Here is a 16,483-nt window from a genome sequence, read left to right as displayed (position 1 = left end):
ACGCCTTCGTGCGCAGGTCAGGGGGCTTGCCGGAATTTCCGGACCGGAATGATCACCGGGTATTCACTCGGACGCGGCGGGTGCGGCACAAATGTCCGGAGCTGGCGGCTGACCGGTCATGTGCGGTCATAGCTGCGTTCAATCGTTAACCGTACCGTCGGGTAATAGCAGTCGGCGGCGGACGGAGATGGTCGTGCTGGATCCGCGATTACGAACATTGTGGCTGGCCAATGCCGCCACGGGGGCGGCGGTGGCGGTGCGGGCACAGCGCCCGGTGTTCGCCGGTTACGGGGCTCGGATACAACACAATTCGCTGACGGTGTCGGATCTCGAGGTAGTCACCGTCACCGATACGTCGGTGATCCTGACCTGGACCTCGCGCATTCGGAATCGGGCGGGGCGGTTACAGCCCGCGCCGGCCGATACCGAGGTGCGCCTCGGACCGGCGGACAGCCCGCTGCCGCTGCCGGTGCGGTGGCACGAATCCGGGCGCACCGCTTTCCATTATGCGGAGATCACCGGTCTGGAGCCCGGGCGGGAGTACCGCTTCGAGGCGTATTCGGACAGCTGCCGGGCCACGCCCGCGCGCACGCTCACCACCCGGCGTTCGGGCGCGCCCGAATCCACCGGCCGCGTCCGCACCCTCATCCCGCCGCCGGGGCGACTGCTGCGCACCATCGCGCTGGCGAACGATCTGCATCACGGCGAGGTGCGCAGCGGGCTGCTGCCGGGCGGGCTGGTCGAGGGGTTCGGCGATGACCGCTATCCGGAGTTCATGCTGGCGGCGGTGCTCGAGGAGTTACGCGAATCCGGCCGGGGCGCAGACCATCTCATCGCCGCGGGCGATCTGACCGATCACGGCACTGCGGCACAGTGCGCGGCCGTGCGCGCGCAGTTGGACACCTGGGGTGAGCTGGGGCGCGATTACTTCGTCTGCCGCGGCAACCACGATATGCCGCCCAAGGACGAAGCGGACCACTGGGGCGAGGTGTTCTATCCGTACCAGCAGCTCGGCGAATACGCTTTGGGCGGAATGCGTCTGGTGGGACTGGACACCACCCGGCCGCGGGTGCGCGGCGGCGGGGGCACCCTGGATTTCGCGCAGCTGGCGCATCTGCGCGATCTGCTGCACGCGGAACCGGATCGGCCGACGCTCGTATTCGGTCACCACCCGATCACGACGCACGCGGCGATAAGCAACCCGGGCGGACCGGGTTTCGTGCTCGACAGGGCCAATGCGGCGGCATTGCACACCCTCTACCGTTCGGCCCCGGGGGTTTTCCTGCATCACAGCGGGCATACGCATCGAAATCGCGTCACCCGGGCCGATTCCGGCGTACCGGTCGAATTCCTGGAAGTCGCCGCGGTGAAGGAGTACCCGGGCGGGTACATGCTGCTGCGCATCTACGAGGGCGGCTATATGGCCAACTTCTACAAGACGCGGTCCGAACAGGCGCGACGCTGGAGCACCCGGACCCGCAAGCAGTATCTGGGCCTGCATCCCGATCACGCGCTGGGCAGTCTGGCGGCCCGCAATCACGTTGTGCTGCGCGACTTCTCGGGACTCACCGGGGTGAGCTGAGCCGTCAGCGCGATCCGCTTCGCCGATCGCGCCGGGTGCTTCGGTCGGCTGCGCTGACGTCCGAATCACCCGGCGCGGCATGATCACCCGTGAAACCGCCGATACCGCCCGCAGCGCTGGCTACGGGCGGTGGCGGGTGCCGTACGGGTATCAGTCGACGTCGGTTCCCCCATTGCGGGCGCGGGCCGCGGCGCGAGCGCGACGGCGGGCGGCCTGGAGTTCGGCGAGTTCCTGTTCGAGGGTTTCCGCGATCCGGAACTGACCGGTGTCGTACACGTTCAGCGGCGGACCGCCGTCGCTGATGTCCGAATGCGTCTCGGCCTCGGCGGTTTTCGCCGATTTGGTGGCCGAGGTGCGCTCTTCCTTGCGCGGGGCGGGCTTGGGCTGCGGTTTGACAGGCACCGGATCCGGGGTGCTCTCCACCACCTGTGCGGCCTCGGCCTCGGGAGCAGCGGTCAGCGCCGGGGTGGGCGCGGCCATGGTCGGGGCGGCGCTGGGCCCGGTGGGCCGGGTCGGCCAGGTCACCATGCTCGGCAGGGTGCGGCGAATCGTCTCGGCCGGATCGGGGAGATCCCGGATCTGATCGGTGGCTCGGACGATGGCCAGACCGTACCGGGCGCTGGCGGCATTGTGGATGAGCAGCGCCACGCCGATCATCACCGGCGCGATGGCGTGCACCGAGACGTCGTACCAGCTACCGGTTTTCAGGTAGGGGTAGGTGTTCAGCGTGACCGTCAGGCCCAGCAGCGCCATCTCGGCCGCGACGACCTGCTTGGTGCTGTCGATGACACCCCACTCGGCGACCTTGTTGGTGCCGATCATGATGATCACGAGGCAGACGCTGATCATGCCTTCGAGCAGGTAGCTGAACCAGAACAGCGGATCCTTCGCACCACCGGGAGCGATATTGTGCTGCACGTTGACCGCGGACCACAGCATGCCCGCGGCGACCACACCCGCCAGCGCGCGCAGCGACCACGCGCGATGCTTGTACAGCGAAGCCAGCTTGGCGTGCGGGCTGGATTCGCGCCGCTGCGCGGCAATCGCCTTGCGGGCCATCAGCAAGTCCCGAATGTCGGCCTTCTCGATTTCTTCGGTGGTCTGCCGGGCGCGGTCAGCCGTGGCGGCCGCGGCCTCGACTTGCTTCAGGCGCTGGGCGCGATCTTCATCGCGAATGCGCTCGGCTAGCTCGCGCTCGGCGGAGAGTTCGTTCTCCGAGAGCGCCTCGGTGAGGGCGGGGTCGAACTGATAGGCCAGACGTCCGCGGGCCTTCTCGACCCGCCGTGCGAGGACGGAGACTTCGTCCTCCAGCGGATGTTCGATCGTCATCGGGTCCCCCGTCCCGGGAGTATCGATGGCTGACAGGTGAACTCGATAGGGATCGGCACGGAAAACATTTCTAGTCGATACACCGCCATTGGCGAAACTGTTGATTTGCCGATACACCAATCCTTACGGCGTGGCGCGCCGCGACACGCGTAATCCGGTGGTGCACGAGTTGTTTACCAGGGGTGTTTCGGACCGCCCGCCGAGGGCCGGTTCCGTAGCCGTGTCCAGGCCACTGGACACGGTGCGGACGGGATTCGAGTGACGATCACCGCAACCGTGCGAAACCGGTCATGAAGAGCGAAGTTCGCGTAAGCCCCGCGCGCGGACCGTGATTCGCGCGCGGGGCGGCGTCCGTCAGAGCAGCGCCATCGCGCCTTCCACACCGTGCGGGAGCCGACGCCGATTGGGGGAGCCGAGCGCCGCGGTGAGATCGGTGCCGTCGTGTTCGGCCAGCAGATCGGCGCTGTCCCACACCAGCAGCGTTGCGCTGACGGTGTTCTCGGCCGCGGAGTGCGCAAGATCGTAGTGCGAGCACCCCGGGACATGCGCGTAGGTGATCCACAGGTCGTAACCGGTCATGAACAGGTCGAGATCGAATTGCACGGACAGGCCCAGCAGTTCGCTCTTACCATTGTCATCGACACCGGCGAACGCCTCGTCCAGCGCCAGCAGGCGCGGGGCCTGGGGGTCCGCCGAATCCAGCATGACGTGCGCGGCCGCGAACAGCGGCAGGTGCAGCGATACCGACTGCTCACCGCCGGACAGCGCGCTGTGCCTGGCCACCGTGAGCCGATCCTCGGTGCCATCGGAGGTGATGATGGTGAACGAGAACGACCGCCAGGTGCGGTAATCCAGCGTGGCGGCCAGAATCTCCGGGAACGAACGCTCCGGATGGCTCGCGCGCGCGGCCCGGATCTCGGCCGCGAAATGCGCACGGATGGTGGCGAGATCGTCCGGGACCAGTTCGGCGGAATCGCGATCGAGCAGTTTGCACACCGCCCGCGCGGGCTCGGACAGATTGTCGGCCAGCACCCAGTGCACGCCGATGGTATTGCCCGAGGACATGCGGCGCTGCTTCATCTCCATGCCCATGCGGGTGATGAGATCGCGTGCGTCGCTGGTGCGTTCGTGAATCTGCTGGGCCAGACCGGTGAGCAGCGCGTCCTCCAGGATGCGGCGCTCGGAATCGGTGAGCAGCAATTCCTGATCCCGGCGCGCGCCGCCGATGCGCTCGGCGAAATCCGCCAGTGACGACAGGCCGTGATCGTCGTGCACCTGCACCACGGTGAGACCGTCCGCGGCGTCCCAGTGCAGGCGGTAGTCCTGCCGGGCCGCGGTGAGCGCGGCATCGAACTCCTGCAGCGCGGTGGTGACGGCGCTGCGCGTGGACTTGCGGGTGGCCTCCCCGGCGCGCACCGAAGCCGTTGCGGTGGCGAGGTTCTCGAACAGTTCGGCGACCTCGTCCGGGAGCACCTTGGGCTCCTGCTCCGGATCGCCGTTCTCGATGCGGTACAGCAGCTGTTCGGGCGTGGACCAGGCCGCATCGCTGCTGGGCCAGCGGCTCTCGATCGGCGCGCCCAGCAGGCTCAGCAGGTCCGGGCGGGCGTACGGGGCCAAATGCCTGACATCGGCCAGCAATTCGGTCAGCGCGGTGCCCAGGGTGTTGTGCGCGGCACGGTGCGCGCCCTCGGCGGTGCCGACGGCCTCGATCGCCTCGTGTGCGGCCTTGCGGGCCGACTTCTGTTCCGCGCGTGCGGCATCGATGCGCTCGCGCGCGGCCTCCAGTTCGCGATCGATATCGGCCGCGCCCGCGCCGAGCGCCTCGCGCAGCGTCTCCAGCTTGCGCAGCTGCTCCTCGTACCCGCCGCGCGCCGCCTCGGCCTCCTCGGCGAACGCCTCGGCCAGATCGGTGGCCTCGTCGAGCCGATCCCCGGCCTCGCGGGAGCGTTCGTTCTCGCGCTGGGAGTCCCCGCGCAACCGCAACAGCGCGGTGCCCGCGTTCTCGAAATGCCGCACCGCCGCGGCCAATGCGTCCAACTCGGCCGGATCGCGCGGTGCCTTGTGCTCGGCCGCGATAGCCCGCACCTTCTTATCGGCCGCGCCGTACTCACCGACCGCCTGATCGAGATCACGCTCCGCCTGCGCCGCGGCCTCGGACCGCGACCGCAACATCCCCGCCGCCTCCGAAACCGCCCGCAGCGCACCGGTTACCGCCGTGGTCCGCGGCAAAGCCTTGGCAGCGGCCGAAACCCGCCCCAACTCAGCGGTCGCGGCCTCCTCCTGCTCCAGCGCCTCCTGCACAGCGGTCTCGGCGGCTTCGATGGCCGCGGCCAACTCCGCCAGCCGCAGCTCCCGCCGCCGAGCCCGCGCGGTGGTCCCGATGAACTCCGCATCCGCCTTGACATGCCGCCCGACCTGCACACCCTGCCGATAACAGCCATCGGTCGCGATGGCGAGCGAATCGGCGGATCCGGCAACCGAATTGGCGGCGGGGAGTGCGGCGGCAGTGGTCTCGGTCTTACCCGTGGTCGGCGATTCGTGCAGGGCGATGGACGCCAGCACATCGGCGACCGTCTGGCGCGGCACGGTGAGGTTGTCGGAATCGTCCTCCACCACAAGCACATCGGCGAGGGTGCGACCGCTCGGGCGCTGGGCTTTGGGCAGCGGGACCAGGAACTGGTCGGAGGCGTGGTCCGGCAGGGTGGCATCAGCACACACCCAGCCGTCCAGCAGGTTCGCGGCCTGGAGCGCCGCCTCGATTCCAGCGGCCGCTTCCGGACCGACATAATCGGCGAAGCGAACCAGACGCCACAGCGGAGCACCGGCGTGCTCGCCGCGCACATCCGTGCGTGCGGTGAATGCCTTCGGCGCGTCATCGCGTTCGGCCGCGACCTGCTCACGCTCGCCGCGCAATTCGGCCGCCCGCGCCTTGGCCTGTGCGGCACGCGACTTGGCTTCCTGGCGGCGGCCGCGAATCTCCTCGGTGAGAGGTTCGGTGCGCTCGGCCAGCACTTCGGCCGGGGTGGCGAGTATCGGGCCGTCTTCCGTGTCGGCGTGGAAAGCGGTTCCCGGGATTGCGTGGGTGCTCGATCCCGCGGCCGAAATCGAGGTGGCCGAAGCACTGTCGGTTGCCCCGGGGACCTCGGCTGCCGCACCGTTGTCGAGCGCGGTCGGCGAGGGTGCGTCGCCTGCCTTGCCTTTGGCGGGGGCATCGGCGGTGTCACCCTTGCGTTTACGGCCCTTGCCCGCCTGGCCGAGCATGCCCGCTGCCGCGTTGTGGCGCTGTGGGGACGGGTTTTCGGTGCCCGCGGCGGCGAGGGCGTCGTTGAGGGCTTCGAAGAGGCCCTCGCGGATGGGGGTGTAGACCTCGCGGTGCTCGTCCCACCAATCGCGCAGGGAGATGGCGGTGTTGGAGCGGGCCAGGGTTACCGAGGCTTCGGCCTGGGCGAGTTCGGCGGCGGCGGCTTCGCGGAGTTCGGTGGCGCGCTGGGTGGCTCGTTCGGCGCGGGTGCGTTCGGTGACGGCGGCGTCGACCATGGTCAGGGCGCGGCGTACGGCGCGGACGTCGGCGTCGCGCTCCTCGGCGTGACTGCGGACGGTGGTGGTGAGGTGGTCGGCGCGGGCCTGCTCGGGGAGCGAGGTCCAGGGGATGCCCGCTTCCTCGGCGGCGGAACGCAATTCGTCCTCACCGCGAGCCAGCGCGGAAGAGGCGTGCTGGACGGCGGCGGTGGCACGCTCGGATTCCTGGGCGCGCTGATCCACGGTCTGGCGGGCCTTGAGCGCCTTATCGCGGTGCACACCGGAGGAGGTCTCCAGGCGGCGCACGGCGTCGGCGAGATCGTCGAGCTGCTGTTTGCCCTCGTAAGCGCTGGAACGCTGCAGGGTTTCGCGATCGGAGAGCGCCTGCTCATAGGCGCGATCGGAATCCTCGGCACGGGTCTCGGCGGCGGCGCGATCGGTTTCCCGGCGCCGGCGCAGCGCGGCGGCGGCGTGCAGGGCGGTACTGGCGTGCGTCACCGCGTCCAGGCGCACGCGCACCTGATCGATATCGGTCTTCGCCTGTACCGCAAGGTATTTGCGGTACACACCGACGAAAGCCTTGGTGGCGGAATCGGCCTGGATCAGCCCCTCCAGCGTGCGCCCGACCTCCTCCATATCGCTGAACGAGCGCGCCGCGTCCAGGATCAGCTGTTCGTCGAGCGGCCGCAAACCGTCGGTGAGCGCCTGCGACAGCCCGCGCGGATCCAGGTTCTTGGCCAGCTGCGGGCGGCGCAGCGTCAGAATCAGATTGATGAGCTGGTCGTACCGCTGCTGCCCGAGCCCGAACATGCGGGCGTCGATGGCGGCGCGATACTCCACCGGCCGATCCACTATGGCGTCACCGCCGATCTGCTCGGCCAGCTGTTTGCGGGTGAGCGGGCGATCATCGGGTCCGAGCAGTGAGAAGTCCACGCCCACACGCCCGTCGGCGACGAAATACCAGCGCGTCACCTTGTCCGAGGAGCGGGTGGCGCGCATACCGATGCCGACGGTCACCGTCTCCGGATCGGACCAGGAGCCGCGCGCGAACTCCATCCACACGTACGAGTACGCCGATTCCTGCTTGCGGTACAGCAGATTCGACTTCATGGTGCGCTCTTCACCCGCGAACGGATTCAACCGCCGCGGTTCGATCCGTCCGTCCAGTACGAACGGGAACAGCACCTCGAGCGCCTTGGTCTTACCCGACCCGTTCGGCCCGCGCAGCACCAATCGCCCATCGGCGAAACAGAACTCCTGATCCCGGTAGTCCCACAGGTTGACGATGCCCGCGCGACTGGGGACGAAGCGGACTCCACCGTGAATGAGGTCGCCCATCAGCTCCCGAATCCCTTCTCTGTAGCGACAAGCTCGGAATTGTCCGCGGCGGTCTCCGCCGGATCGGGTGCGATCGCGGACTGCGGGTCGACCCGCTCGGCACCCTCCGCCGCGGCCGCGTCGTCCGGGACGGCCGGGGCGGGATCCGTCACCGGTGCACCGGGTTCCGGCCGCGCGCCGACATCGGTCGGTGAGATGAACAATTCGGTTTCCGCGCGGGTGCGGATGGTGACGATGGCACCGCGATAGCGGGCCAGGGCGGGCAGGATGAGCAGGCCGGAACCGAGATCGTCCGGTGCGGGGGAGCCGGATGCGGTGGTGTCGACGCGTTCGATCAGGCGCAGTCGCTCCAGCAGTCCGACCACCTCGACGGTGAGTCCCGGGACATCGGCCTGCCATTGGGCGGCGAAGGTCGCGCCGTAGCGGCCGGTGAGCATGCGCACGGTATCGCGAATCCAGGCCGATTCGATGAACGGATAGTCCGGGATCTCGGGCTCGACGTCCTCGTCGTCCGAATCCTGTTCGGCGGCAAAGATATCCACGGTATCGGCGAGCGGCGCGAATACCGTGGTGACCGGAATGGCGGTATCGAGCTGGTCCGCCAGGTCGGTGCGCGGGCGTTCGGGCCGGGGGATGCGTGCGACGGGATTGTCGAGATCCAGTACGAGGTCGGCGATCTCACCGGCCAGCAGCAGCGCGACCTGCGCGAGCGTGCCCGTGCCCGGGAATCGCACATCGGACAGTCGCCCCGAACTGTCGATCAGCGCAACGCCTTCCGCGCGTCGCTCGGCCTTGAGCCCGGTGACCAGCTCGACCTCGTGCACGAGTTTCTCCTGCGCGAGCAGCGACCGATGCGGCTCCGCCAGATCGTCGGCATAGACGACCGGCTGCTCCACCAGCGCCCGCCGCACCGCGCGCGACGCCAAAGCCATTGCGGGGGAGCGGGTATCACCGCCACCGGCTTCCTCGCCGAGCAGTCCGGTGACGCTCTGCAGATGCTGTAGCGCGCGCGGTGGCCGGAACAGCGCGAACACCACGGATCGGTCGATATCGTAAAGCGCCTCGCCCGCTTCGGGATCGCTCGCCCAGCCTCCGGCGTCACCGTCGGCGAGGGTGACCGCACCGCGCGCAGCCAGCCAGCCGACCGCGTCCACGAACGCGTCGCGATCACCGGCCCGGTCGGCCGCCAGATCGAGCCCGTCCACCCGCTCGGTGTACGAGGCCACCTGATCCGCCAACTCCGACAAGGTGATCTGATCACCGGCCCGCCCCAGCGCGGCCAGTGCCAGCGCCAGGTAGGCGTACCGCCGCCGATCGAAGAGCCGATCCGCCGCCGTGCGCGCGGGCCGCCCCGCATCGAGGCTGTCCAGCACCGGGAACAGCCGAGCCGTGGATTCGGTGACCTCCAGCCGATACCCGAACAGCTCCGCCAGATCCTCGCGCAACTCCGTCGCCCACCGCCGAATCAACGGCAGCGCAATCCGATCCGGATAACTCCGGGTGATCAGATGGTTCGCCAGCACCACCCGAGCCGCCCGCTGATAGTTGTCCAGCGCCAGCGAATCGATAGTCCGCGCATGCATCAGCCCACCCCCTCCCCGGAACCGTCCACACCCTGCGAATCCCCTGAACCGTCACTCCCGCCGCCACCGGTTGCGGTGTGGGCACCGGACTCTGATCCGCCGCCGGTCGATGTGCGGTTGGCGGCGTGCGCGGCCACGACTTTGCTCTTGCGCGTGGATGCCGTCTCACGCACCTGGAGTTTGCGGTTGTTCAGGTGCAGGAGCCCGCGCGAGGTGCGCACGACCGTGGAACCCTCGTGCTCGGAGACGGTGAGGGTGACGCCGCTGTCGGATCCCGTTGTGCCGGAGACTCTTCCGCTGACCGGCACCCAGGCGGTGGAGGCGGCGTCGATGAGGCGGAGCAGCACCTCGGTTTCGCGTTCGTCGAGTTCACGGTCGTGGACGTCGGCGGCGGCCAGCGAGCGCGCGGCCTGGGAGCGGGCGCGCTGGGCGTCGAGTTGCGCCTCGCGCAGGCGGCGGATGCCCGCGTCATTGCGTTGCAGGCGCGCCGGTGCGCCGGGCGTCGGCGGGCGGCCGGTTTCGGCGAGGGTGCGCGCGATCTCCAACGGCGGTGCGTCCCACCAGGATCGGATCGCCGGAATGATATCGGCGTCGGGGTGGTGCATGGCCAGATGCCGGGGCCTGCCGAGCCCGAAGACGGCATCGAACAGCGCGTGCGCGGCATCCGCGCTGGGAGCCGCGGTGAACCAGCCCGCCAGATGGCGCAGCGCCGATTCCCGGCTCACTCCGCCCTTGCGGGTCTCGGTGACCCGCCGCAGCAGCGACAGCACCGCGGCGATGGCGCTCATGGTCGCCTCGCGCAGGCGTTCACATTCGGTGAGCCCGCCCTCGGTGCCGTCACCGATGAACCACGCCCGCAGGCCCTGCCAGCGTGCCCGCCAATCCGCCTCGCGCTCAGCGGTATTGAGCAGAACGCGCTCGTCACAGCGGGCGGCCCGTTCGATGAGTTCCTCGGCCCCGGTCTCCTCCACCTCGCGAATGGCCGCGGCCAGCCTGGGTGCGAACCGTGCCAGGTCCATGGAGAACTCGCGCATATGCGCGAGCAGCGCGTCCTTATGCGCCAGGAAGGCTTCCGGGGTGGCCTCGGTGGTCCGCACCAGATCGCCGAGCGTGAGGTAGAAATGCGCCGCCCGATCCGCGAGATCCGAGAGCGCCCGATCGAGTCGATTCAGCACCCGATAGACCCGAGGCGCATCCCCACTCCGGTTCGCCTCCGCGAGGGTGTGCAGATCCGCGAGTAATTCGGGCAGTACCAGTCGTGAGAGCGACGCCTCGTCGAGCCGTGCTTCCAGTACCTCCGACACTGCCCGATATGCCTGAAATCCGGCCTGCGAGAACTGGTACACGAAATGCCGATTCCGGTACTCCGCCAGCGTCGCCGCCCGCGTTCCGTCATAGCTGCGCTCCAGCACCCCCCACTGATGCAGCTGCTCCAGCAGCGGCCCCACCTCGGTGGGGGTAAGCCGCGGCCCACCGGGGCAACGATTGAGCGTCTCCACGACGTCGGAGGCGTGCAGCAGCACCACGTAGGCCCCCCGCGCCATATCGAAAGCACGCAAAACCCACAGGTAGTCGCCCCGCTTCTCAGCCGTTGCGAAGGAGAACAACCGCAGCCGCTCGGCATGCGCGAACTCCTCCACGCCGGCCCCTGCGGGGTCGGGCAGCAATCGGTCAGCGGCTTCGGTCACCGAAGGAAGGTTAGTACCGCCCACCGACCGGTCTGGCATTGCGGCGGGTGTCGGCGCGCCCACACCCGGTTTCCGCCCGATGACGGCGGTGGAACTGCCGGACGTCAGTCGGCGCCCGCGGCGCACTCCCGGTCATCCGGGCACGCAGACATCCGGGGCACGCACGAGTGATCACCGGGACCCAGTCGTCGCGATCGCGCGTGTTCGGCCCGTGAGTTCCCGGTGATCGCTTCCTCCGGTGTATGCGGACCCTACGTGGTCCCGGCGGCCTGGGCCGCGACGGCCGAACGCTCCACTGTCAGCAGACTTTCGGTGTGGTGTTCGGCGTAGTACGCCTTCGCACCGCCATTGAGGCCGAACAGGCGCTTGCTCCAGAGCAGCCAGATGACCGCGGCGAGGTTGATGAGCAGGGCGCCCGCGCGGATGACGGTCACCTTCTCGGTGAGTTCGTAGATCTCGAACGGCAGGAAGAGGCTGGTGGCGATGACGGCGAAGTATTCACCCCAGCGCTTGACCAGCCACAGGCCGACCGCCTCGGTGAGTTGGATTGCGGCGTAGGCGAATATGCCCACCGCTACCCAGGTCAGCGTGGTGGGGGAGAGGGTGAATGCCTTGTCGATCCAGTGCACGATCTTGGAATGGTCCGGATCCCAGCCGATCTGGTCGGCCAGCTGCCGGATCAGCGGCAGCTCCTCGCCCCACTTGTCCCGCCAATGTTCCTGGGAGCCGCGTAGTTTCAGCACGCCCGCGCCCACCAGAATCAACACCAGCGCCCGCAGCACCCGCTCGGCGGCCAGCAAGCGCATGATGATCCGGTCGCGCAGCAGATGTCCGCGCGGCACCTCCGGCGCGTTATCGGCCGGACCCGTGCGTCGCGGCTCACCGGGCACGAAATCACCGCAGCGCAGGCAACGCCACGACTCCCCGGCGGGCGTTGTCACATGCAGTCGGGCGGCGAGCTCGGGTTCATCGGGCGCGTAGGTCTCATGCCCGCGGGTAGCGCAGGTCCACAGACTGAAGTCCATGGGCTGGAGCGTAACCGGAACGCCCGGCGCGCGCCCCGAACGCCGCCGCGCGCACTCGGCCTTCGCCTCGAACGCCTGCAGCGGGCACTCGGCCTTCGCCCCAAACACGCGCAGCGGGCACAGAGCCTTCGCCCCGAATGCGCACGGCGGGCACTGAGCCTCAGCCTGCCGCGAGGGCTCTGAGCTGGTCGAGGTAGGTGCGGGTGCGGGGGTCGCTCGGAAAGCGCTGGATCATTTCGCGGGCGGTCTCACCGGCGATCCACATCAGGGAGGGTAGCGAGCGGCGTTTGCCGGTGAAGGCGCGCATGCCCTCGTCGAGGGCGAGTTCGAGGTTGCGGTCGCGGACCGCGACGACGGCCAGGGTCAGGTGCGCCTCGGAGACCCGCATGGGTTTGCGGATGGTGCCGTCGGGGCGGGTGGCGGACAGGATGACCTGGCGCGCATAGCTTTCGGCGAGGCGATCGTCACCGGCGACGCGACAGCAGTCCATGGCGTAGAAGTCGAACTTCTGCGGATCGACGACGAAGTGATTGTCCAAATTGGCCGGATGGTCCAATCCGTCCAGTATCGAACGGCCCTGCGCGAGTGCGGCTTCCACCTCGCGGCGATCACCGAGCCGGGCCCACGCCTTGGCGCGCTGTGCGCACAACTGCACCCCGACCCCGAGCCGCCCGGTGCTCGCGTGTGCGGCCTCCGCGGTCTCTATCGCCCCGCGATAGTTCGCCTGGGTGAGCGCGAACCAGGACGCCATTTCGGCTCCCCAGCCGATGATTTCGACGTGTTCGGCCTCCTGGCCCAGCGATACCGCGGCCCGGCGGGTGGCCTCGGCGGCGGTGCGCCAGCCCAGGTCGTAATCCACGCAACCGACCAGTAGGGCAACCCATCCCGCGAGCACCAGCACCTCGCGATGCTGTGCCAGCGTCAGTCGCCCGTCCAGCAGCGAGGTGATGCGCCGCAGCCAGGCGGTGCCCTCGGTATGCAGCTCATGCGGATCCGCGCACGGATACTCCGAACACAGCCGATCCGCGGTGATGCGAATGGCGTCCAAGGTCGCCGAGGAGACATCGGACATGCGCAGCCGCCCGATGAACTCGAGGGTGTCCATCCCGGTCGCCGAGAGCAACTCGTCATCCCGATTGGGCCGGGCCTTGGGAAAGAATGCCGCCGTGACGGTGTCGAATGCCGCCGCGATTATCGGGGCGTAGAAATCATCGGGCCGGGACTCCCCGGATTCCCAGCGCCGCCAGTTGCGCAGAAGTGTGCTGTCGGTTGGCAGATTGTGGCTCGATTTGCTCCGCATGGTGCGCACGGCATCGGCTTGTGACCACCCCCGAGCATCGCGTTCGGCGCGCATTCGGACAGCCCAGACAGGTCGATCATCGCCAGCGGACACACTCTGTAGTATCCCACTGGTTAACGCTGGATGGACCCGGATAGGGCATGTAGATGTCAGTGGGTTGACATCTGCAATTGCATTCGCGAATACACCATGCTGGTTTCGGGCACACTTCAGGACAGCGATCCCCAATCCAACGGAGGTTCGGGTGGAAGCGTTGATCTATGGGTACGTGCGTGACGATTTGGCAGACGGCCGTAGCGATGAGCTCGAAGACGCTATGACCAGCCTGGCGCAATCAGCCGGTTTCTGCTTCGCGGCCACGTTCCATGAATCGACCCCCGGCGATGGCACCGCGTTCGCGGAGCTAACAGCCGAACTCAAGCGTGCCGATGCACACCATGTGGTGGTGCCGTCACTCGATCATCTTGCCGGCCAGACGATTCCGCGCGATCTGCTGATCGCGAAACTGGCTCATGAGGCGGCCGCGCAGATCTGGGCCGTCGAGCACTGATTCCAGCATCCGGCGAACCGGCCGGTGGTGCACCGTAATTCGCGCCGTCACATTCCGGGCCCTGCCCATGAGTTGTGCGGCCGCGATTCCGGCTGCCACCGACGCCGTCAGCGCCAGGATGTGATGCTTGCCGAACAGCGGATACACCTGCCAGTGCAGGAGATACGCGAACAGTGACGAGTCGGCGAGCAGTGCGGCCGCGCCCGCGATCAGTGTCGGCACCCGCACCGACGGCACCCAGATCAGCAGCAGCAGACCGGCCAGCACCAGGTGTTCGCGATTGCTCTCGCCGAAATATCCGGGCACGGTGAGCACTGCGACCCCGGTCAGCAGCGCGCGCTGTGGTACCGACGTGGCCTTCGCGCCCGCCCAGCCGAGCACGAAGAACCACACCGCCAGCGGTGAGAATGGAATATCGTGCGGTGCATAGAGATCGAAGGACCGGTAGCGGAAGATCAGCGCGACCGCGAGTACCGCCATGGCGAACCAGAACGGTGCGCGCCGTTCCAGGGCATCGACCAGAGGCAGCCGCAGCAGTAGCGCGCCCGCGAGCATGAAGTAGACCGCGACCTCCACGAACCACAGATGTCCGGCGGTCGGACTGTCCTGCGGTCCCAGAATCTTGTTGAGCAGCAGCACGTTCTGCCAGCCGTAGTAATCGGTGAAGGCGAGCGTGAGCGCAACCCACAGGCCGGTCGGTACGGCGATCAGCGCGACCGTGCGCAGGGTTTTGCGCAATCGCTGCGCGGCCGGTGCGGGCGTCACGCCGAACCGGGCGAAGTTGAACCCGGCGACCGCCAGCATCACATGTGCCCCACCCCACAGTACGAAAAGTCCGATATGCGAACCCAATACGGTGATGATCCCGGCGGCGCGCAACAGACTCGTGGTGTCCAGTGATCGGCCGAACCGCCGTTTGCGCCGGGGCAGCGACTCCAGTTCGGCCACCGTCATGGTCTGCCAGTTCGCCGGGAGCTGTCCCAGCGCCCGATCGAGTTTGACCGACAGTGCGACATAGGTGAGCGAATCGCCGCCCAGATCGGCGAAGGTGGCCTCGGGAGTGATTGCGGCGGTGTCGAGTCCGAGCGCATCGGCGAACAGGGTCCGGACATTCGCGGATGGCCTGCTGCGAGCGACCGGTAAGCGCCGAATGGCTGGATAGTCCGGTTTTCCGGAGGGCAATCGCGGGATCTCGCCGACCGTGCACACCCGCACCGCGGATACCGGCAGACCGGACAATTGCGCCGCGAGTTGCGCCGCTGCGGCCGCATCCTCGCCCGTGACGGCCACCACCAGCGATTCCGCGTCATCGGTGCAGCAGACCGTATATCCGGCCGCCGCCAACCCGGATTCGATGCGCTGCAAATCGATTCGCAGTCCGAAGATCTTGGCGAACCGCGACCGGCGGCCGATCACCCGATAGAGTCCCTCGGGGGTGCGGCAGGCCAGATCCCCGGTCCGCAACTCGGTGAGCTGCGGACCGAGCGCGAGTTCGGCGGGCGATTCGGCATAGCCCATCATGATGTTCGGGCCGCGATAGACGAGTTCATCACCGCCCTCGTCGACCGGTTCCAGACTGAATGAGCCGCCGGGAATGGGGATTCCGATGCAGTCGGGCTGTGTGGCCGCCAATCCCGGTGGCAGATAGGCCATTCGCGCGGTGGCCTCGGTCTGGCCGTACATCACATAGAAATCCCAGCCCGCGCGCGCACCCATCCGGGCGTAATGCCGTACGCGGTCGGGGTCGAGTTTGCCGCCCGCCTGGGTGATATAGCGCAGCCGCGGCAGCGCCATGCGCTCGAAGCCGACGCGTTCGAGCAGATCGAAGGTATAGGGCACGGCCGCGAAAGACGTTGCGCGATGACATCGGAAGTCATCCCAGAACTCCGGTTCCAGCACCGACCGGCTCGTCATGAGCAGGCTCGCACCGCGCAGCAGGTGGCTGTGCACCACCGAGAGGCCGTAGCAGTAGAACAGCGGCAGGGTGGTGGCCGCGCGATCGGTCTCCCGGATATCGAGGTACTCCGCAATCGATTCCGCATTGGCGAGCAGGTTCCGATAGGAGAGCCGCACCAGCTTGGGGGAGCCGGTCGATCCGGAGGTGCTGAGCAGCAGCGCCAGCTCCGGGTGCAGGGTGTGCGCGGAACCGGTTCGCCGCAGGCGTGGTTCGGGAATCGCTCCGTCGCCCGATTCCACGACGATATCCGGGTCGTAGACGCGGAGCATTTCGTCACTGACCGAACCGGTGAGCAGCACCGCGCAGCCCGCCTCGAGCGCACCGAGATAGGCCACCAGCGAACCGATGTCATTGCGGGCGGCCAGCGCGACGAGCCGCCGGACCGGTTCGGTTGCCCGGCATTCGCCACCGGGCTCCGATGAAACCTGTTCCGCGCGCAGTCTGTTCGCGAAATCACAGATTCGCGCGGCTAGTTCGGCATAGCTGAGCTCGTGGCCGTCATCACCGATGATCGCCGTTCGATCGCCGAATCCGTTCAGGTGCGCGGCAATCCGTGGCGAGCTCATTCGGGACATTCTAGGCAGGGTAGGCTTACCTGTCGGCAAGCCACTC

The 16,483-nt window shown here is 68.1% G+C and carries 9 protein-coding genes; 2 read left to right on the top strand and 7 right to left on the bottom strand.

The features are described 5' to 3' along the window. The first annotated feature begins 187 nt into the window (after positions 1-187). A complete protein-coding gene (locus tag ACFC4D_RS01895; protein WP_376061248.1) occupies positions 188-1,582 on the top strand; it encodes a metallophosphoesterase in 1,395 nt (464 codons plus the stop codon). Between the two features lie 150 nt (positions 1,583-1,732). Here the strand turns inward: ACFC4D_RS01895 and ACFC4D_RS01890 are convergent, their stop codons facing one another. From ACFC4D_RS01890 to ACFC4D_RS01865, 6 genes are all read right to left on the bottom strand, one after another. Continuing rightward, entirely contained in the window at positions 1,733-2,911 is a 1,179-nt protein-coding gene (locus ACFC4D_RS01890) for a hypothetical protein (protein WP_375967608.1), read from the bottom strand. A 354-nt stretch (positions 2,912-3,265) separates the two neighbouring features. Further along, complete coding sequence (locus ACFC4D_RS01885) at positions 3,266-7,768, bottom strand: SbcC/MukB-like Walker B domain-containing protein (RefSeq protein WP_376061246.1); 4,503 nt, start codon at positions 7,766-7,768, stop codon at positions 3,266-3,268. Further along, a complete protein-coding gene (locus tag ACFC4D_RS01880; protein WP_376061245.1) occupies positions 7,768-9,351 on the bottom strand; it encodes a TIGR02678 family protein in 1,584 nt (527 codons plus the stop codon). The genes ACFC4D_RS01885 and ACFC4D_RS01880 overlap by 1 nt, the downstream gene beginning before the upstream one ends. After that, positions 9,351-10,964 (bottom strand): TIGR02677 family protein, encoded by a 1,614-nt coding sequence (locus tag ACFC4D_RS01875; protein ID WP_376061881.1) that lies wholly within the window; start codon positions 10,962-10,964, stop codon positions 9,351-9,353. Before ACFC4D_RS01875 ends, ACFC4D_RS01880 begins: the two co-directional genes overlap by 1 nt. A gap of 326 nt (positions 10,965-11,290) precedes the next feature. Further along, positions 11,291-12,064: a DUF2127 domain-containing protein gene (locus ACFC4D_RS01870; protein WP_375967604.1), complete on the bottom strand. Its 774-nt coding sequence runs from the start codon at positions 12,062-12,064 to the stop codon at positions 11,291-11,293. A gap of 160 nt (positions 12,065-12,224) precedes the next feature. Continuing rightward, the gene (locus ACFC4D_RS01865; protein WP_364633890.1) at positions 12,225-13,364 is read right to left on the bottom strand and encodes an XRE family transcriptional regulator; all 1,140 of its coding nucleotides are present in this window, start codon (positions 13,362-13,364) and stop codon (positions 12,225-12,227) included. Positions 13,365-13,608: 244 nt separating this feature from the next. On the opposite strand from ACFC4D_RS01865, the gene ACFC4D_RS01860 reads away from it, so the two are divergent. Beyond that, positions 13,609-13,914: a hypothetical protein gene (locus tag ACFC4D_RS01860; protein WP_067562883.1), complete on the top strand. Its 306-nt coding sequence runs from the start codon at positions 13,609-13,611 to the stop codon at positions 13,912-13,914. Here the strand turns inward: ACFC4D_RS01860 and ACFC4D_RS01855 are convergent. Next, a complete protein-coding gene (locus tag ACFC4D_RS01855) occupies positions 13,816-16,437 on the bottom strand; it encodes an AMP-binding protein (protein WP_376061243.1) in 2,622 nt (873 codons plus the stop codon). The two genes, ACFC4D_RS01860 and ACFC4D_RS01855, sit on opposite strands and share 99 nt — an antisense overlap. Positions 16,438-16,483: the final 46 nt, after the last annotated feature.

Origin of the sequence: Nocardia sp. NPDC056000 (assembly GCF_042269265.1) — a bacterium.
In the GTDB taxonomy this organism is placed as follows: Bacteria; Actinomycetota; Actinomycetes; order Mycobacteriales; family Mycobacteriaceae; genus Nocardia.
The sequence above is the reverse complement of the archived record's forward strand: the minus strand, read 5'-3'. Positions and strand labels throughout refer to the sequence as shown.

What these genes read in the sequence shown, in the direction of transcription:
- ACFC4D_RS01880 (WP_376061245.1), bottom strand. Translation starts at nt 9,351, where the DNA reads ATGCATGCGCGGACTATCGATTCGCTGGCGCTGGACAACTATCAGCGG.
- ACFC4D_RS01885 (WP_376061246.1), bottom strand. Translation starts at nt 7,768, where the DNA reads ATGGGCGACCTCATTCACGGTGGAGTCCGCTTCGTCCCCAGTCGCGCG.
- ACFC4D_RS01895 (WP_376061248.1), top strand. Translation starts at nt 188, where the DNA reads ATGGTCGTGCTGGATCCGCGATTACGAACATTGTGGCTGGCCAATGCC.
- ACFC4D_RS01870 (WP_375967604.1), bottom strand. Translation starts at nt 12,064, where the DNA reads ATGGACTTCAGTCTGTGGACCTGCGCTACCCGCGGGCATGAGACCTAC.
- ACFC4D_RS01865 (WP_364633890.1), bottom strand. Translation starts at nt 13,364, where the DNA reads ATGCGGAGCAAATCGAGCCACAATCTGCCAACCGACAGCACACTTCTG.
- ACFC4D_RS01855 (WP_376061243.1), bottom strand. Translation starts at nt 16,437, where the DNA reads ATGAGCTCGCCACGGATTGCCGCGCACCTGAACGGATTCGGCGATCGA.
- ACFC4D_RS01890 (WP_375967608.1), bottom strand. Translation starts at nt 2,911, where the DNA reads ATGACGATCGAACATCCGCTGGAGGACGAAGTCTCCGTCCTCGCACGG.